We start from the raw sequence: 19,046 nt of genomic DNA, 5'->3' as shown, positions 1-19,046 counted from the left end.
GCAAGAGAAGTTCACCTTTTGACAAAAGGTGAACTTCTACGGAAACAGACAAGCTTTTCAACAAAAAAGCCCGCTGGAAATCGCAGCGGGCTTTCATCTTTCAGAGGGAAAAGTGTTAGGTGCCGTAGGCAACAAAGTAGTCACTGGCTTCGTCGTGGGCTAGCAGCACCCAAAAAGTGTAAACGCCCAGCAGCGTACCAAATGGAATGTTCATCAAGCTCAAAAAGCCGATGACCAATGCCAGCAGGCGCGACCATGATTTACGCTTGAGCAATCCCCAGCCCGTAATCATGCCGGGAATAGAGACAAGCACCAAAATCCCCAAAACAATAATGCCAATGAGCGCCAGAACGCTCATTGCTTCGCCATCACCAGATAGGGTTCCGACGCCAATCAAAATGAAAAACACCAATATGCCAATGAATAGGGTGAAAATGTTTAGCCCTAAATGGAGCCAACCTAGGACTGTGACGTGTTTTTCTAATTCTTTAAAACTGTTTTGCTTCATGTTTTGCCTCCTCACTTATTGAGCAAGTGGTTATGATTTGCTATACGCACAACCCAAACCCAAGTTGTAAGAAGGCGGCACTTCTTTAGCTAAACGGCCGTTCCCACCAAAACCATCTCCTAGTTTGCCCCCCGGTTGCCTGCTGGCTACAATGCAGCCACCATGTACCAGCAAAGCATTATTGTGCGTACCAAGCTTGTGCCGCCCCGCCCGGCACAGCATACATTGCCCCGGCAGCGCATCATGCAGCGGCTATTGGCTGCCCAAAACCACCGCCTCACCATCGTGCAAGCAGGGACGGGCTATGGCAAAAGCACCGCCCTGGCTGCGCTGGCATCTAACCAACAGGCAACGTTCCGCTTTGTGTGGTACCGCGTCGAGGCAGAAGATAGCGACGCCCAACCTTTTTTGCTCCATTTGCTGCACGGCTTTGGCATTGCCCTACCCAATTTGTCCAACGCACCGCTGGCATTTTTAGAAGCGTGGGCGCAGCAGCGGCAAGCACCTAGCTGGACGGCCGTTATAGACAGTCTCATCAACGAATTGGCCCAAAAGCTAGACCAACCCACCTTTTTAGTGCTAGATGACGTACATCTCATCAATGACAGCAGCGAACCAATACGCATTTTGGATCGACTCATTGGCCTAGCACCCAACAATTTGCACATCATCTTGGCCACGCGCTACCCACTCTCACTGCCCTCGCTAATTCCCTGGCGCGTGAAGGGGCAAGTATTGGAAATTGGCCAGGAGGAGCTGGCATTTACGCCTGCAGAAATTGACGCGCTCTTCCGCGAAACATATGGTCACGCCCTCTCGCTGGAGCAGGCAACGATGGTTATCAGCCGGATTGAAGGGTGGCCGATTGCCCTGCACCTAATTTGGCAGCAGCTTCAGCGGGATGGTGGTGCGTCGCTAGCGCAGGCGTTGACGCAGCTTTCTGGCTCCGCCAGCGACCTGTTCCAATTTTTGGCCCACGAGGTGCTAAACCAGCAGCCGGACGATGTGCAGGCTTTTTTGCGAGAAACGGCCGTTCTCAGAGAAATGACCACCCCGCTGTGCAACCAACTGCGCCGCCGCCAAGATAGCCAACAACTTTTGCGCTACCTGCTGGAAAAAGGTCTGTTTGTCGTCAATTTGGGCAATGGCTACGTGCGTTACCATCACCTATTCCGTGAGCTGCTGTTGAGCCAGCTAACCGGCGACGAAGCCGATATGCTGCATCAGCAAGCGGCCACCATCTACCAGCAGCAAGGGGATGACGAGGAAGCGATTTTTCATTTATTGGCGGCGGAGGCTTTTGAGAAAACGGCCGTTCTACTCACCATATTGGGCCGTCGTTTCGTCCGGTTGGGCCGATTAGATACGCTGGCGGGCTGGATTGGTCGCTTACCGCCAGACATTTTGGCCCACTATCCCGCACTGCTCACCTACCTGGGCGACATCGCCCGTCTTGGCTCCCGCTTTGAAGAAGCGCTGGGCTGGTACCAGCAAGCCGAACAGCGCAGTCGCCTTCAGGGAGACCGTCGAGGCATTGGCCAGGCACTGCGGGGGCAGGCACGGGTCTATCTGGACACAGTCAACGCCACCAAAGGGGAAGAGCTGTTACAAGAAGCGCTCCGCCTCTCTGATGGACAAGAAGATCGGGAAAGTCAGGCGCGGTTGCTGGAGCTATTGGCTGAAAATTTGCTGAATCAGGGGCGAATGCGTGAGGCAGAAGATTACCAGGCAAAGGCCCAAACGCTGCGTGAGCAAGGGCCCGGTACGGCCGAACTGCCGGTACGAATGCTGCTGCGGACAGGACGATTAGCCGAAGCGCGGGATATGTTGGAAATTCAGGCGGAAAAAGAAGAACAAGCCCCCGTGTTGCGCCCGCGCGCCCATCGGGAGACCTTGCTGCTGCTCTCACTCATTTTGGCCTACCAGGGAGAGGCAGAGATGGCATTGGCAACGGCCGTCTCTGGCACAAATCGGGGGCGTTTACTCAATTCAGAATTTATTACGGCCGTTGGTCATTGCCGTCAGGGACACGCCTGGCTGCTGCACAAAAACGAACACGGCTACGAGCAAGCTCGCCAATCGTTCCAGCAGGGCATTGGCATGGGAGACCAGATGGACGTGCCTCGCCTGAAAATCGAAGCGTTTTGGGGACTGTGTCAGGCGCACGGCTTCCCCGGCGACCATGAGGCGGCGCTCGCTTACGCTAAAGAAGGCATTGCCCTGGCTCGGCTGCACGGCGACGAATGGGTGGAGATGAGCATCCGCCTAACGATGGGTGCCACCTACACCTTGCTGGGCATGGTTCACGAGGCCAATGAATGGCTGGCGCAGGCGGGCAACGGCTTCCACGATTGCAGCGATATTTTTGGAGAAACGGCCGTTCGCCTCTGGCGCTGCCTGCTCTGGCACCAAACCGGGGACGAAACGCGCCTCAAGCGGGATTTGGACCATCTGCTGCCGCAAATCAGCCGCCATCAGTTTGAATTTTTGTTCACGCGGCGCACGCTGCTGGGGCCACCAGACCCGCGTGCGCTGGTGCCGCTGCTGCTCTTCGCCCGGGAGCAAGAGCAACATGCCGCTATTGCCGAGGCAATTTTGGCACAGTTGGAATTGGCTCATTTGTCTAGACATCCCGGCTTCCAATTGCGTATCCAAACGCTGGGGCCTTTCCGCATTTGGCAAGGGGATGAGGAGTTGCCCAGCAAAGCGTGGCGACGCAAGAAATCGCGCCAGCTACTGCAACTGCTGCTTACACACCGGGGGACGCTGCTGCATCGGGACCAAATTGCCGAGATGCTATGGCCTGATCTAAACCCGGAAGGCGCGGTTCGGGACTTTAAGATTGCCTTTAGCGCGATGTGCTCGGTGCTGGAGCCAAGCCGCAAGCGAAACGCACCCTCGGCCTTTGTGATGCGCGACGGCAGCCGCTACGGTTTGCGGGCAGAGGCGGATATTTGGCTGGATACGGCCGTCTTCGAGCAAAATATTGATGAAGGGGACCAACTTTACCAGCAAAATGTGGCTGAGGCGGTTGTGAGATATGAAACGGCCGTTGCCCTCTACGAAGGTGACTACCTGCAAGCCTACCCCTATGAAACCTGGACCCACGAAGAGCGAGAACGCCTCCGCGCCCGCTACCTCCACGGCGCCAACCGGCTGGCCCAGTGGCAAGCCAAGCAGCAAAATTGGGAGCGCGTCATCAACCTGTGCCAGGCCATCTTGCAAAACGATGATTGCTGGGAAAATGCCTACCGCCTGCTCATCCAAGCCCACATCGCCACGGGCAACCGCGTCCAGGCATTGCGAACCTTCCAACGGTGCGAATCTGCTCTGCAAGCCGGGCTGGGTGTGCAGCCCGCACCTGCCACTACACAACTGTACGAAACAATTCGATAACTTTCCCCTCTAAAGTTATAATTAGCCGCATGAATGTGAACTATCCTGGCAGAAAGCCGCTCGCCTACTTACCCACCCCGTTAGAAAAATTGGAACGCCTCAGCAAGCATCTAGGCGGCCCCGACATTTACATGAAGCGGGACGACCAAACTGGGCTAGCCACCGGTGGCAACAAAACCCGCAAGCTGGAATTTTTGGTAGCAGACGCGCTGGCACAAGAGTGCGATCATCTTATTACCACTGGCGCACCGCAAAGCAACCATTGCCGGCAAACGGCCGCTGCCGCCGCCCGCTTTGGCATGGGTTGCAGCCTCGTTATGCGCGGAAACCCGCAAAAAGAAATGCAGGGCAACCTGCTCCTGAGCAAGCTGTTGGGCGCACATTTGTACTGGACAGGGGATCGCAATCGCCAGGAGGTGATGGCCGAAGTAGCTGACGAGCAGCGCATAATGGGCCACAAACCGTACATCATTCCGCTAGGCGGTTCCAACGTGATGGGTGCCACCAGCTACGTTTTTGCCATGAAAGAGCTAACCGAGCAGCTTACCGCCGCCAGTATCAACATTGATTTCATTGTCTTTGCCAGCAGCAGCGGCGGCACCCATGCGGGCATCGTGTTGGGTGCAGAGGCATATGATTTTCGTGGGCAGGTGCTGGGCATCAGCGTGGATCATCCGGCTAAAGAGTTGCAAATGCAAGTGTCGGCGCTGGCTACGGCCACAGCAACACACTTGGGCATTAGCCCCGTCTCCATTGCCAACCGGGTAGAGGTAAACGACGACTACCTGGGTGACGGCTACGCGATGGTAAGCGAAACAGAGCGCGAAGCGATTCAGATGGTGGCCCAATTGGAGGGCATTTTGCTCGATCCAGTCTACACCGGGCGAGCGATGGGCGGCCTGATTGATCTCATTCGCTGGGGCGCATTCACGCGCGGGCAAAGCGTCCTCTTCTGGCATACCGGTGGCGCAGCCGCACTCCCCGCTTTTGTGGATAAACTGCTCTAATTTTCCAGCAATGCAAGGTCTCAAATTTCCAGTCAATCTTGCTAGTTCTGTGTAGTTAAAAAAGTCGGTTCTTGTGTTGAGAAAAAAATATTCCTTACTATTTGTCATCGTCTTTTTGGTTGGGCTTTTCCTTCTCTTACAAAATACAAGAATGAGCAAACTTAATTCAGTCACAGCAGTAGAAGGTGACTATCTTGTCTATGCCACTTCAAATTATTCAGGTGAAAGTCAATTGATGGTTTTTGATCCTGCTAAAGAAAATCATACGCAGATATTATCGGGGTGGGATATTCGCGGTATCAGCATGAGCCCCAATGGTGATTTAGCTTTATCAATTTCCCACAAAAACAACCTTGAAATTTATATAATGAATTCTCCTTTTCCAGACAGCATCCCAGAGAATATTGCCAGCGATATTACTACTCATTACCGGATGGTCTGGAGTCCGGACGGCCGTTTTCTAGCTTATACACCGCTCCAAGTAGGTGAAACCAGTCTTTGGATATGGGATGGCGTGCGTTCTTATCAGATTGCACATTCTCCGGCAGGCATTGGCGACATTTCATGGAGCCCTGACGGTAAATTGGCATTTGTTGTTTTCGACACTTCCAGCTATCGCGATGAGGGAGACCCTAGCGAAGCCTTTATCTGGGATGGTGAAACAGTCGTTAATCTTAGCCAAAATCCAACCGGCGAAGATCGATTCCCAACATGGAATGTTGATGGACGTTTAGCATTCATTTCAGAGCGAGAGGAAATCTATGACGTTTTCATTTGGGACGGCATCTCAATGATGAACGGTGTGCCTGATGTAAGTACTTTTAAGAACATTGCTCCATACTTGACTGATTATAATTCAACTCCAGCATGGACAAATTCTGGCTCGATTACATTTTCAGGAAGCGACATAAGTGATAATGGGTTTGTACAAATTTATGAATGGGATGGTGTAAATGCTGTTAATCTTAGCCAGAATCCCAATTCACACAATGGTGGACAGCGTTGGCGAAACGATGGACATTGGTCATTCCATACTTATTGGTCAAGTGAACAACTTGTCTATATCAGAGACGAAACAAATGAAACGCAATTGACTTTGGAAGGATATGGTGCAAGATGGAGCGAAAGTGGCTATTTTATCTTATGTCAGAGAACTCTATCGGGAACGCATTGGCGTTTTCAAGAATGGAAAATACCAGAGCTTATTAGAGAATACGAGGGTTGGACTTTATTAATGGGAAATGGCAGCAAGATAATTGAAGTTGCACAAGGGGATAGCATACACGCAACGTGGTCAAATGGAGAAGCGGCCTCTTGTGTAGATTGGTAGGTGTTTGTTAGAAGTAAGAGCAACCTTATCTAAGATTTTGATGCCTGTAGTTGATGAATTACAACGGTGTAAATCACACAACTCATCGATTATTTGATGTTGTATTCAGCTTTGGCTTCGGCAACGGCCGTTTCCCCCCAACCTCGATCATCCACATTTGTCTTTCTGAGCGCAGCGAAGAATCCGATCCAATTTTACAAGCCAAAAACACAGCTATTGCAATTGTAGCTTCGGTGGGATGCTTCACTTTGTTCAGCATGACGAGGGGAAGGCCTTCCGTAACAATAAGATGAGTCAACCAACTATTCCAGCGCCTCTTGCTGCGTTTTTGGCTGGCACCAAGCCACATAATCGGCCAGCTCTGCGCGTACCTGTTCGGCATCTATGCCCAGTTCAGCCAGGGAGCGGTTGACGGTGTAATCTTTGCGGTTACGTGGCGAATGGGTGCGCGGGACGTGCAGTGGCAGTTGCGCTTGGTCAAAACAGATGCGATAGACATACTGCATTGTCCCCTCCAGATCGGCAACAAAGTCTGCAAACCGAACCACGCAGCGACGCGCACCGGTTTCTTGCGAAAACCATGCCTGCTCAACCCGACAGTAGTCGCTCTCTGTTTGTCGCAAGGATTGAGACAGCCAGACCCAGGGCGGTGGCCCCATGGCCGGGTCACTGGGGTTGACCCACAAATAATTGATGCCACTTTGCAGGCGGCTGGCTGGGTCGCGCAACAGCGTCAGAAAAGTGGCATCAGGATAGTGGCGCTCAAGGGCTTCTGCTGCAAAAAGAAAGTGGCCTTTAATGAAGAGGCGGTGCGGTTCTTTGGCTCCCACATCGCCAATAAACAGCCGCTGTTTGCGCCCGATGCGATCCACAAGCTGCACAAAGTCACGCTCCAACCGAGACTGATCTGGCGGGGCAAAGGTTGCAAAGTTAAATTCTTCTGCCGAAGCTACGGGGCCCAAATACAGGGCAAGATGATTTAGGTGTGCCGAGAACATGGCTCCATCAAAAGTATCGGCTTTGAACGGATCAAGTTCGTGGCGTTCCCGTAGTTCTGGGGGCATCATGGCCTCGATGCGAGCGCGCACCTTCTCCGGGGTTAGGATTCGGCCAATTGTGCGCGGTGCCAGCCGCCATAACCACAGGTAGGGGAACATGCTTTGCAATAAATTGGGTGCAGTCACGCTGGGATCCATTTCAAGATAACGGGCCATTTGGGTGCTGCCGCTGCGTCCACCGCTAATCACAAACAGTGGGGCGACGATTTCGGTTTTGTTGAGGGTACGGCCGTACAGCAATTCATCAAGCAGCCAGGCCAAACCAACCAGCGGCGTCATTAGCAGTTTCCGCAAAATGCTGAGCGTTAGCCAAATACGCGCCCGCCGCGAAAGACCGGGGAAAGTGGGCTGCACAGTCCACGCCAGCCGCAAATACCGCCTAACCTGCGCCAAATGAGGCACATTTGGTGGCCGATACCAGAAGATTCGCCGACCAATTTCGTAAAGCGGCCAAAGAAACAAGTTCAAAACGGCGATCAAAATTAGCTGGATCGTCTTGAATAGTAGCGAAGGAACAGGCGGTTTTGCCTGTGTATCGTTAAAGTCGGAAGTTGATGTATTCATAAAAGGTATGGTGTTTCCTTTGCCAATCTATCTTACAGTTGTAAGTTATTATTCTAACAACTGTAAGATTAATGTCAACTGTAAGCTAATAAAATGATATAATTGAGGCAAGGACAAACGATATGAGCGAACAGTTGACCAAAACCGCATTAGATCCACGTATTCGACGCACGCGCAAGCTGCTGCAACGTGCGCTCAGCACATTACTAGCAGACAAATCGTTCAGCGACATTTCGATTACTGACATCTGCAATGAGGCAGAGATCGCTCGTGTCACCTTTTATCAGCATTACGACAGCAAAGAGGCACTGCTGCTGGCTGAAGTTGCCGATTTCTTTACCAGCATGTATGAGGCAGTTGATCAGGATGCACTGGATCACTTTTTTGAAACTGGTGAAATGGGCACGCTGCTTTCAGCACAGCAGATTGACTTGGCTGATCCGAGCCGGGTGCGACTGGTGGGGGTGGCACTGCAATATGCCGGTTCTGCTGTGCGTAAGCTGACTATCGAATCATTTTTGAAGACCTTTGCACAACATGAAACAAACCTGGATGAGCAAGAGATAGTGGTATTGGCAACTTTTTATGTGGGTGGCATACTCACTTTATTGGAGCAGTTTTTGAACGGCCGTCTCCCCATTACCCCCCTTGCGTTTCAAGCAGCACCGCTCACCCTCCTTCGTATATTAAGGCAAGGAGCCATTCAATCCGGCATTTTTCCTGACTGACCGTAATGAACTACTCCGCTGCAAGCAGCGGAGTATCAAATACCTAGAAGGAATCTTTTCGCCACAAGTGGCAGGGTATTCAATCCCTATCCCTTAAGACAAATAAAAAAGGGCTGGAACAATGCCAGCCCTTCTGTCTTAAGCTCAACCAAAGATGGAGCTTTACTCCTCTTCTTCTTCACCCTTGCCTTTCTCAATGATTTCCACAGAGTCAGCAGTCGCTTCAAACTCTTCTACTTCTTCCTCTTCTTCAACTTCAAGACGGGCATATTCAAAGCGAGCAACAGCCGTTTCCGGGTCTGCTAAAATCGTTACACCCTTCGGCACTGCCAAGTCGCTCACGTAAATTGGTTCATCGGCAGAAGCCATTTGGCTCACATCTACTTCAATTTCAGCAACCAAATCATCCGGCAACGCTTCAATTTCTATACTGTTCAATGAAAGCACATCAGAACCCAAACCATCTTCCATCATTTGGGAACGACCCACCAAAACCAAGGATGCCTCAGCGGTGATGCTTACCTTCAAGTCAACTTCTTGGAAGTCCACATGGATCAAATCGCCACGGGTCACATGCTGTTGAATATCCCGCGCCAACACCGTCTTGGTATTCCCATCAACAGAAATATCAATCAGGTTGGTGGTACCAGCTCGCCGCAATACACGACGGAGTGTTTTATTTTCTAGCTGGATTGTTACAGGATCATTCAACCCATAAATGACAGCGGGGATAATCCCTTCTCGACGCAATCGCTTTACTTTTTTGCCGATAACCGCGCGCGGTTCGGCCTCGATAGCCAATCTATCTTCAGACATGATTTAAAACCTCAGTTTGTAAATTCCTCAAATGCGAGGGAGCTTATTTGTGTGGTAACTTTTCAGCAAAAAGCCTGCGGGCGCGAACGCCACAGGCTAGAACGGGGAGTATATCATTTTCTCTTTAATCGTCAATCAAAAAATTGATCTGCAAATAATATCCAACCGCAGGCAAAAAGTTACAAAAAGGGTAAGATTGGCAGAAAGTGGTTAGTGGTTAGTTTCATAACTCACCTAGCCGCTAACCACCAGCCACTAAAAATAAGGATGAGATGATGAGTAAGTTATGGGGCGGCCGTTTTGCCAAAAGTACGGACGCATTGGTACACGAATTTAACGCCAGCCTGCGCTTTGACGTGCGCTTGGCGGCGCAGGATATTGCTGGTAGCCAGGCGTGGGCGCGGGGTCTGGTAGGTGCAGGTATGTTAACGGAGCAGGAAGCGGACACAATCATTGCTGGTTTGGAACAGTTGGGTGAGGAGTTGGCAAACGGCCGTTTCCAATTCCAACCCGCCGATGAAGATATTCATACGGCCGTTGAACGCCGCCTGACCCAACTTGTTGGGGCCGTAGGCGGCAAGCTGCATACTGGCCGCAGCCGCAACGACCAAGTTGCCACCGATTTCCGGCTGTGGCTGCTGGCATCGTGTGATGCGGTGCACGACCTGCTAGCCGATTTGCAACAGGCGCTCATCGAAAGTGCCGAAGATCATCTCAATTTACCGATGCCCGGCTACACGCATTTGCAACACGCCCAGCCTGTCACCTGGGGACATTGGGTACTCTCCCACTTTTGGCCGCTGGTGCGCGACCAGGAGCGATTAACCCAACTGCGGCAGCGAACGGCCGTCCTCCCCCTCGGTTCTGGCGCATTGGCAGGAACGGCCTTCCCCGTTGACCGGCAAGCATTGGCCGATGCGCTTGGCTTTGCCACCGTCAGCGAAAACAGTTTGGATGGCGTCTCTGACCGAGATTTTGCCGCCGATTTTTTGTATGCGGGCACGATGATTGGCCTGCACCTCAGCCGCTTGTCTGAGCAGATGGTGCTATTTAGCAGCAGCGAATTTGGCTTTGTGGAGCTAGACGACGGCTACAGCACTGGCTCTAGCCTAATGCCCCAAAAGAAAAACCCAGACACATTGGAACTAACGCGGGGGAAAAGCGGCCGTTTGCTAGGCAATCTCGTTGGTTTACTCACCACGCTCAAGGGATTGCCCTCCAGCTACGACAAAGATTTGCAAGAAGACAAAGAGCCGGTTTTCGACACCTTCGACACGCTCAGTCATATTCTTCCCATTATGGCTGGGCTGTTCCGCACGCTTACCTTGCGCCCAGAGAAGATGGCGCAACAACTAGAACCCGGCCTGCTAGCTACTGATTTAGCCGATTATTTGGTGAAGCGTGGCATACCGTTCCGGCAGGCGCATCATCTGGTGGGGGAAGTGGTGCAGATGGCGGAAGATCGCGGTGTGGCGTTGACAGATTTGTCGCTGGGAGATTTACAAACGGTGAGTGAAGAGTTTGGTGAGGATGCCACGGCCGTTTTCAACATCACCACCTCGCTAAACGGCCGTAACGCCACGGGCGGCACTTCGGCAGACGCACTGCAAGCGCAACTCTATGCCGCAAAAAGCGCAATCTCTACACCGGGATAAAAGAGGAAAACTAATCACTCATTTGCGGCGTAACGTTCAGCACTTCTCGCACAGAGCGAATAAGTTCTTCGCGGCCAATTGGCTTAGTCAGATATTTGTTAGCGCCTGCGTTTAGCCCCTTACGCACTGCCTCTGTGCTGGTGCGGGCACTAAGCAAAATAATGGGAAGTACGGCCGTTTCTGGCTGTGCCCGCAGCGTTTCGCACACCGTAATCCCGTCCATATTGGGCATCATCACATCCAGAATGAGCAAATCTGGTCGCTTTTCAGCGACAACCGCCAATGCTTCCAGCCCATCTCCTGCCTCTAAAATGTCAAGATTAGCACGCTCCAGCATTAGCCGCAGCAAATTTCGGGTTAGGGGTTCGTCATCAACTATCAATACTAAGGGATTCACTATTTTTTTCTCCTGCCCCCAAAAGCAGTGTGCCAGCTTTAGGGGCCGCATTTCTTTCCAGATTAGAAAATGTTACCCCCTCCGAGTTACAGCAAACCTTACAAGGTACTAGTACAAAAGTCCCTGTTTACGGTGCAAATCATAGGAAGTTTTTTGGTTCGTCTCAAATACGCTTCCACTTTTACAGTAATCTTTTTTGTAACTATTCCCCCTTATTTTTATGCAAACCACAAAAAATATTTTGAAAGCTAAAGGGCGATTTCTCTGTGGTTTGCTCAAGTAAAAGCGGGAGAAATGGCTCTGTCTATTTCAAGAAAATTTCCCGCTTTTACATAAAGCCAAAATCATTAAAAATTGAACCCGGTTGAACAGAATGAGCGGAAAAAAAATATTAATCATTGACGACGAATTTCCAATGAGGTACCTGATTGAGCATCAGCTTAAGCGGGAAGGGTTTACCGTAACATTGGCAAAAGATGGCCCAGATGGGTTAACGGCCGTTACCCAACACAAACCAGACCTCGTGGTCCTAGACGTGATGATGCCCGGCATGGATGGGTTCGAAGTGTGTCAACAAATCAAAACCACGCCAGAAACATCCCAAATTCCCGTCATCTTCCTCACCGCAAGCGAAGCCAAAGAGTACAAAACCCGCGCCTTTGCTGTTGGTGCCGACGATTATTTAACCAAACCATTTTTGGCAGAAGAGTTGCTGGCGCATATTTCGGCCGTACTTAAGCGCACAGAGCGGATTAAAACGGGTGTTCTCACTCACAACACGGGGCGCGTTGTTTCCATTTTTAGCCCCAAGGGGGGCGTAGGCACAACCACTCTGGCCATCCAGCTAAGTGAAGCCATTATTATGCACGAGAATCGTCCAGCCATTTTAATTGATCTGGATTTACCGGTAGGGGGCATTGCCCAAATGTTGAGTCTACACACGCAGCGCAACATTCTGGATTTACTAAAAGCGCCGACAGAGCATTTTTCTGTGCCATACATCGGCCAATTTACGCAGCGTCACCGAGCAGACCTGTTGGTTATACCCGCACCAGGTTCCTTTGCAGGCAGTGGCTCTAAAAATATGATGCAAAAGCTGCAAATTTTGTTGGATAAGCTGGTTGAAGGGGGTTACCAAGTGTTGCTGGATTTGGGATCCCATCTAAACGAAATTACCCGCACTGCCATGCGAAAATCGGACATGGTGTTTGTGGTGACATCTGGCCAGCCAGTGGCCAACAAGCTGTGCGAAGCCTTTTTGCGAGACGCACCGGAGCTAGGCTTGGAAGCCCGCCGCCTGATGCCGGTCATTAATGAGACACACGGCCGTATTCAAAACGTTGATCTCACCCGGCTACCTGTGGCCCGCATCCCTCATACCAACGAACGCTCCCGCACCCGCCTCTGGCTCAAAGAGCAAGGCATCCGCAAGCTTGTCTCCATCGTGAAATAGTAGCCGCGCATTCTTTGCGTGCACGAGCCTCCTCAAAAAATAGGACACAGATTTTCACAGATAAACACGGATTTATTCTGGTAATTTCATCTTCATCCACGGGGCGGAGTTATGGAAATTAGCCACGGCACTGCCCGGTGGCACCAATTCATCACACGCCGCACGCACCTCGTCATCTAGCAACATCTCCAGCACTGGCAAGAAATGCTCTAGCTGCGCCATTGTGCGCGGCCCGATGAGAGGGGCAGTCACCCCCGGCTGATCCTTCACCCACAAAACCGCCAACTGCACCGCTGAAACCCCCACTTTCTGCGCCAACTTCACAAATTCGTTGCCCACTCCAATGCCCCGTGCCGTGACGCGCTCGGCATAGATGCCACCGCGCAACTGTGCCCGCGATTTTTCTGGGAAATTGGCGGCGTCGGCATACCGCCCGGCCAAAATGCCCATCGCCAGCGGAGACCAAGGCAGGATGCCCAAACCATGCGTTTGGCACATCGGCACCAGCTCATTTTCAATGCGGCGGTCTAGCAAATTATAGGGGGGCTGCTCCGAGATAAAGCGCACGGTGCCCCGCAGTTCGCTGACCATGATGGCCTCCATCACCTTCCAGGCCGGGGCAGTGGAGCTGCCGATATAACGCACCTTGCCTGCCCGCACTAAGTCTGTCAGCGCAGCCAGCGTTTCTTCAATAGGAACTTCAAAATCGGGGCGGTGCAGTTGGTACAAATCAATGTGGTCGGTTTGCAATCGCTTTAGGGAATCTTCACAAGCTCGGATGATGTGGAGACGGCCGTTTCCTCCATCATTGGGTCCTGGCCCGGTGGGAAAATGCACTTTGGTAGCGATGAGAACTTGGTGGCGACGGCCGTTTTCCTGCAAAGCCCGGCCAATAATCCGCTCACTTTCCCCCTGCGCGTAGCTGTTGCTCGAGTCGATGAGATTGATACCCGCCTCAATTGCCCGATTAACCATCACTTTGGCCTCATCCTCCGGCGTGGGATTGGCAAAATTGTCGGTTCCCAAACAAAGCGGCGCAATCTTCACCCCGCTGCGCCCTAATCGTCTATACTCCATTTTGTTGTCCTTATTAATTTTTACTTGAAGCCACAACTAATTATTGTATACTGTTCGTGCGCGTTTTTGTTGGGATTTATGAGTTTATGGTGCAAAACGCATAGGAAAACAACAATTATGCAGTTTTGGCTGCACGGATGCAGCTTAATATACTATGAGGTTAGGCAACGTCTAAATCTTGCCAACAAATTTTTAGTGCTGGTATCATATTTTAAAAAGGTTAACTCTGAGCATGAATACACTAAAAAGTATTCCAAATTTGGTCAAAGGTGCAATCGCCTTTGTGACATTGATAATTGTTTTCATCGGGTTAATTAGGGACAATTTGTACCTGAGTGTCATTATTATTCTGGCATGTTTACTAGTAGCTATAATTGGATATTGTGTAATAGTTATTGCGAGCAAAGAAGAATCAAAGATTTATGCAGGCAAAAAATTTAGATACCCCAAAAAAAATCGCATCCTTTTTACAATTGTTCTCGTACTACTCATCATATTTTCTATTCTACTTTTCATCCCCCAAAAAAATCGTGACTTTGTATGGATAGCCTTCAATGGAACTCTCACCCCCACACCTACGTCAACACCACCTCGAACTCCAACACCTACTTCTACATCTATTCCTACTTCTACACCTACAATTACCTCCACGCCCGAACCTAGAATTCTCGAGCTTGGCAAAAACATATTTTTGACGTTTACATCTGGTGAGCAGGAAAGAGGGCTTCAAACTATCGTCATCTCTGAACTTGAACCTGGTTGGTATTCTTTTGAGTTTGAAAGTTTCAATCCACCTAACTCTGGATACTTCATTGTTTGGGATTACGTCGCTTTGATGGATGGCAGAGATATTATTTGGGAAATCGGTCAAAAAGAAGCACCAGCAGATTTTAGTCCTTCAGCTTATCAGGAGTTTTGCGACCCGAATGAGCAAATAGGCTGCGAGTTTGAATATGTTGTTCAATCGAATGAGGCCAGAGATTTCCCCAAAGAAATAAATGATGGTGATTATCCCTCAGTAACTGTCTCATTTTTTTTAACTGAAGAAGAATCAGAGAACGATTTAATGCTAATTTTAAGTACACTATACTCCACACATACTGAAGCTGATCATTTCGATATGAAGGTATCATTAATGGAGACAAATCAACCTTAATATCATAAATTATGTAGTCACAAAACAAACTAAATTTGTCTAGCAAATCATCAACGAGGACTGGTGAGATCGCGGCTCATACGCCAATGAATTATATAGTAGTTGAAGGCTCCTTCCCCGCCGAGATGATGTTTTTTTCTCGCCAGTCGGTTATGCAAACATTCCCCTCTGTTAAAGCCATTGTCAAGCACGAAAACATATTCGTCTGTGATCGACAGTAGCACAAATATGCGTTGCCATACTGCTTCTTCTGCCTTGTACAGACAGCCCACCAACACAAAACAACTACAAACGAACAACCAGGCGCTTTCTATCGAGCCGTGTAGCCCGCATCCACGTTGACCATCGCCCCAGTCATGTAGCTGGCGTCGTCGGAAGCAAGAAAGAGGACGACACGGGCAATTTCTACGGGGTCGGCCAGCCGCTCCATGGGCACGGTGCTGGCGATGCGCTGCAAAATTTCGTCGGTCACCGGTTCGCTGCGCTCGGAGGCAAGCATGGGGGTGTTCACCTCGCCGGGGCAGATGGCGTTGATGCGAATGCCATCCTTGACGTGGTCCAATGCCATTGCCCGCGTAAGCTGGTGCACCGCCCCTTTGGAGGCGCAGTAAGCCACTACGCCCGCTGCCCCCACGCCGCCCCAAATCGAGCCAAAATTGACGATGACGCCCTTGCCCTGCTTTTTCATCACGGCCACGGCCGCACGGCTGAGGTAAAAAATGCCGCTTACGTTCACATTCATCACCTGCTGCCACTGCTCGTTGGTTGTGCCTAGCGCATTGGCTCGGACGATGATGCCGGCTGCGTTGATGAGGATGTCGAGACGGCCGTTCTTCCTCACCACCTCATCCACCACATTTTGGCAAAAATCGGGGTCGCTTACATCACCAATTTGGGTAGTGGCGTTGATTTCGGTGGCAACGGCCGTTGCCAATTCTGCATTCCGATCCACGATAACAACTTGCGCGCCAGCCGCCGCCAACTCCCGCGCCGTCGCTGCCCCCATCCCGGATGCACCACCAGTAACGATGGCAATTTTGTCTGTAAAATCCATAATTCCCTCCAATTTTCCCAAATTTTATCATTGCCGGTAGGGGCGAGGCAGGTGGCCACGATCCTGCAAATTGCGCCCCATGAATCTCTCCACCTGCCTCGCCTCGCTCGCCCAATTTGCATTGCAAACCATCTGGTTATTGTGGCATTTGGGCGAGGCGGTTGGAGGGTTGGTTTTGCCGATGTTCGCGGATTGGTTGCCAACCGCCTCGCCCCTACCGCAAAATTGTTTGGTTAAAATGAGGTGTAGCAGACCGGTTTGTTGGGCGTGTAAAATATCTGGTGCACCGCATCGGCGTAGGCTGGGTCAGAAATGTCTGCCAAGCCGTAGGTGAGCAACTGCCGGAAAGTGGTTGCGCCGATGATGAGCGAGCTAAATTCGGCCACGTTCAGCCCAATCTCTACGTCTGGCGTGGCGGATGGGTTGAGGGTGATACGGCCGTTCTCCGCTACAAGCACCCACGTCCCATCACAGTCCGGCCAAAAACTGTCTCGCAAATTGAGCTGCAGCGTGAGCGTTTGCCCGCCAAAATTATGCCCCGCTAGCAGATCAAACAGGCGCGGCACGTCAATGACGCGGTACATGATGCCCACCCCTTGCGTGTTGCTCTCATGGTACACCGAGGGCATCAAATTGTGGCTGCCGTTGCGCGGGTCGTGCAGCAGCAAATGAAAATCTTCATCGTAGGTGTTGAAAATCACCGTTTCGATCTGATCTGCCTGCGCCCGCAAAAAGGCAAGCAGGCCGCGCAGGGCCGCGCTGTTCTCGTAAAGCAAGGTGCGGACGGCGATATTGTTGCGTAAAAAGTTGCCGTTTGGCACAGGCTCAAAGCTGTACAGCAAATACCCTTGCAGTTGCCCGTCTTCCCAATACCCTAGCCTGTGTGTAGTCACACTCTCAAATAGTGTCTCAACGGCCGTCTCTGGCTGGGTCATCATGCCATTGCTGGTTGCCATGATGCGATCATAACAGTCGTTGAACGCTTGCCGATGCGACTTATCCAAGTAGATGACGTTTTCGCGGCTGCCCTTGGGCAGGCTGGCGGGGGGAATGCGATATTGGTTGAGTTTACGGCCGTAGCCATACCTCATCTGCTTGTAAAAATCGGGGCGGAATGGGTAGAGTGCCGTCATTGCTGCCCCCTTTTCGCGGTAATGCTGCTGGAACCACTGCACCATGTCGTAGGCGATGCGCTCTTTTTTGTGCAGCAAATCCACCCCGACGCCGCCAATGCCACCCACCAACAAATCTGCGCCGTGCAAGCGCATGGTGAAATCATACAGCCGCATGATGCCGCGCATCTCGCCTTCTTCAAACAGCCCAACCACGGTGATGATTGGATCGGCGTGCATCTGTTGGCCACGCTCTTTGAAGCGACGGCGAGCCGCCTCGTCGGTGGCGCGAATGCCGGGGTAAGCGTTCACGGCAATGTCGGTGTAGGCATCCCACTCAGCTTCGGTTTGTAACGGCCGTATCTCCCGTGAATTCTTCATCCATCCACCTCCAAAAAATAGCCGCGGATTGCACGGATTTTTAGGATTTTATCCGCGATAATCCGCGAAATCCGTAGCAAATTAATCGCCGCGCTCCCGCACAAACAGGCGTAGCAGCACCAGGCAAAACGCCATGATCGTGGCCGAAATCAGGCTAAGGCCCATAACCTGATAGTGGTCATACACCCACGGGCCAAAAAGCCCCGCCGTGCTGGAACCCAGCAACGCTGCCGCTGCGGCCAGCGTCATCATTTTGCCCCGATGCGCCGGTGCTTGCTCGCTAACCAGGGCAATGAGCGCCACGACGGTATACTCAAAGCCAAAACGGGCAATGACAAGCCCAACCACAGCCAGCACCACCCCCTGATTAAACGCGGGTAACAGCGCATAGCCAATGCCCGTAGCCAGCGTCCCCACCACAACGCTGCGTCGCAAGCCAAATTTGTCCCCAATCAGGCTCATCAACACGCTGCCGCCCAGATCGGCTATGCCCAAAATGAGAGCAGCCGTGCCTAGTTGCGCTGCACCCAAACCATATTCACGATCCAACCAAGTGCCATAGCTGATGAATACATTCATGGCGGCCATCATGTTCAAACTGATCACCAGCAGAACAGCGTAAGCTGACCGCCCATTTGCACCCAGATCAAAAAAGGCGACGATGCTGCGCCAGGTGAAGCGGGACTGGCTAGCTATGGGTTTGGTGGTTTGATTGGTCGCTGGAAGACGGGCGTATCCCACAAAGGCCACCAGCAAAAGCCCGCTCAACACAAACAGCGGCACCCGCCAATTCGTCGCGTCTATGAGCAATCCCACCAAATACAAACCCACAATGCCTGCCAGCGCCCAGGAATATTCCAGCATTCCCAACCCCCGCGCCCGGCGGTGGAACGGCAGCTTGGCGCTCAGGTACGCCTGCAAAATCGGGATGAAGGAAAAAGTGCCCAATCCACCCAACACCATGCCAATGGCCGTCAGCCAAACCGAATTACTCAGCCCAACAATCAGGTAACCTACCGCCGCCAGCAGCAGCCCAAAGCGCATCACCGTCCGGTAGCCGCGCAGGGTCGCCTGGTAACCAAAAGCAGGAGACAACAAGCCCATCGCACTCCGCAAACTCACCAATCGCCCTGCCGTCACGGTGCTGGTACGAAGCCCCTCGGCAATAACGGGCAAGAAGGGGAAGAAAAATTGAACGGCCGTATCCGTCACCAACCGCGTTATCACCCCGATGAAAATGAGCCGGTTAACAGAAATATCTGGTTCAGCTTCGGGCAAGTTGGTTTGTAATGGGGAATTTGCCAAAATAGTCTCCTGTGACAAACAACAAACAGCACCCAGAATCGTCTGAGTG

The 19,046-nt window shown here is 51.6% G+C and carries 15 protein-coding genes; 7 read left to right on the top strand and 8 right to left on the bottom strand.

Annotation, left to right across the window (positions count from 1 at the left end; all coding sequences use genetic code 11):
• Window positions 1-115 precede the first annotated feature (115 nt).
• Complete coding sequence (locus ACOQPM_RS25295) at window positions 116-508, bottom strand: hypothetical protein (protein WP_420631173.1); 393 nt, start codon at window positions 506-508, stop codon at window positions 116-118.
• A gap of 162 nt (window positions 509-670) precedes the next feature.
• Here ACOQPM_RS25295 and ACOQPM_RS25290 point away from each other — a divergent pair, with 162 nt between their 5' ends.
• The 3 genes from ACOQPM_RS25290 (at window position 671) to ACOQPM_RS25280 (ending at window position 6,241) form a co-directional block, all read left to right on the top strand.
• Window positions 671-3,904, top strand: coding sequence for a BTAD domain-containing putative transcriptional regulator (locus ACOQPM_RS25290; RefSeq protein ID WP_420631172.1), 3,234 nt, complete (start codon window positions 671-673; stop codon window positions 3,902-3,904).
• A 29-nt stretch (window positions 3,905-3,933) separates the two neighbouring features.
• A complete protein-coding gene (locus tag ACOQPM_RS25285; protein ID WP_420631171.1) occupies window positions 3,934-4,911 on the top strand; it encodes a D-cysteine desulfhydrase family protein in 978 nt (325 codons plus the stop codon).
• A gap of 151 nt (window positions 4,912-5,062) precedes the next feature.
• Window positions 5,063-6,241, top strand: coding sequence for a hypothetical protein (locus tag ACOQPM_RS25280; RefSeq protein ID WP_420631170.1), 1,179 nt, complete (start codon window positions 5,063-5,065; stop codon window positions 6,239-6,241).
• Between the two features lie 302 nt (window positions 6,242-6,543).
• Here the strand turns inward: ACOQPM_RS25280 and ACOQPM_RS25275 are convergent, their stop codons facing one another.
• Window positions 6,544-7,863: a sulfotransferase gene (locus ACOQPM_RS25275; protein WP_420631169.1), complete on the bottom strand. Its 1,320-nt coding sequence runs from the start codon at window positions 7,861-7,863 to the stop codon at window positions 6,544-6,546.
• A 122-nt stretch (window positions 7,864-7,985) separates the two neighbouring features.
• On the opposite strand from ACOQPM_RS25275, the gene ACOQPM_RS25270 reads away from it, so the two are divergent.
• Window positions 7,986-8,591, top strand: coding sequence for a TetR/AcrR family transcriptional regulator (locus tag ACOQPM_RS25270; protein WP_420631168.1), 606 nt, complete (start codon window positions 7,986-7,988; stop codon window positions 8,589-8,591).
• Window positions 8,592-8,753: 162 nt separating this feature from the next.
• Here the strand turns inward: ACOQPM_RS25270 and ACOQPM_RS25265 are convergent, their stop codons facing one another.
• Complete coding sequence (locus ACOQPM_RS25265) at window positions 8,754-9,407, bottom strand: 50S ribosomal protein L25 (RefSeq protein WP_420631167.1); 654 nt, start codon at window positions 9,405-9,407, stop codon at window positions 8,754-8,756.
• A gap of 272 nt (window positions 9,408-9,679) precedes the next feature.
• On the opposite strand from ACOQPM_RS25265, the gene argH reads away from it, so the two are divergent.
• Window positions 9,680-11,062, top strand: a complete 1,383-nt coding sequence (gene argH, locus ACOQPM_RS25260; protein ID WP_420631166.1) for an argininosuccinate lyase — start codon at window positions 9,680-9,682, stop codon at window positions 11,060-11,062.
• A 10-nt stretch (window positions 11,063-11,072) separates the two neighbouring features.
• On the opposite strand, the gene ACOQPM_RS25255 is transcribed toward argH, so the two are convergent.
• Window positions 11,073-11,459: a response regulator gene (locus ACOQPM_RS25255; RefSeq protein WP_420631165.1), complete on the bottom strand. Its 387-nt coding sequence runs from the start codon at window positions 11,457-11,459 to the stop codon at window positions 11,073-11,075.
• A gap of 373 nt (window positions 11,460-11,832) precedes the next feature.
• On the opposite strand from ACOQPM_RS25255, the gene ACOQPM_RS25250 reads away from it, so the two are divergent.
• Complete coding sequence (locus ACOQPM_RS25250) at window positions 11,833-12,912, top strand: response regulator (RefSeq protein WP_420631164.1); 1,080 nt, start codon at window positions 11,833-11,835, stop codon at window positions 12,910-12,912.
• A gap of 72 nt (window positions 12,913-12,984) precedes the next feature.
• Here the strand turns inward: ACOQPM_RS25250 and ACOQPM_RS25245 are convergent, their stop codons facing one another.
• Window positions 12,985-13,989, bottom strand: a complete 1,005-nt coding sequence (locus ACOQPM_RS25245) for an aldo/keto reductase (protein WP_420631163.1) — start codon at window positions 13,987-13,989, stop codon at window positions 12,985-12,987.
• A 232-nt stretch (window positions 13,990-14,221) separates the two neighbouring features.
• Between ACOQPM_RS25245 and ACOQPM_RS25240 the strand changes: the two genes are divergently transcribed.
• Window positions 14,222-15,145 (top strand): hypothetical protein, encoded by a 924-nt coding sequence (locus ACOQPM_RS25240; RefSeq protein WP_420631162.1) that lies wholly within the window; start codon window positions 14,222-14,224, stop codon window positions 15,143-15,145.
• Window positions 15,146-15,455: 310 nt separating this feature from the next.
• Here ACOQPM_RS25240 and ACOQPM_RS25235 read toward each other — a convergent pair whose 3' ends face one another.
• From ACOQPM_RS25235 to ACOQPM_RS25225, 3 genes are all read right to left on the bottom strand, one after another.
• Window positions 15,456-16,199: an SDR family NAD(P)-dependent oxidoreductase gene (locus tag ACOQPM_RS25235; protein WP_420631161.1), complete on the bottom strand. Its 744-nt coding sequence runs from the start codon at window positions 16,197-16,199 to the stop codon at window positions 15,456-15,458.
• A gap of 233 nt (window positions 16,200-16,432) precedes the next feature.
• Window positions 16,433-17,692: a GNAT family N-acetyltransferase gene (locus ACOQPM_RS25230; protein ID WP_420631160.1), complete on the bottom strand. Its 1,260-nt coding sequence runs from the start codon at window positions 17,690-17,692 to the stop codon at window positions 16,433-16,435.
• An 81-nt stretch (window positions 17,693-17,773) separates the two neighbouring features.
• Complete coding sequence (locus ACOQPM_RS25225; protein WP_420631159.1) at window positions 17,774-18,997, bottom strand: MFS transporter; 1,224 nt, start codon at window positions 18,995-18,997, stop codon at window positions 17,774-17,776.
• Window positions 18,998-19,046 lie beyond the last annotated feature (49 nt).

Source organism: Candidatus Leptofilum sp. (assembly GCF_965223525.1).
In the GTDB taxonomy this organism is placed as follows: Bacteria; Chloroflexota; Anaerolineae; order Promineifilales; family Promineifilaceae; genus Leptofilum.
Note: the sequence above shows the minus strand (reverse complement) of the source record. Positions and strands in the feature narration are given on the sequence as shown.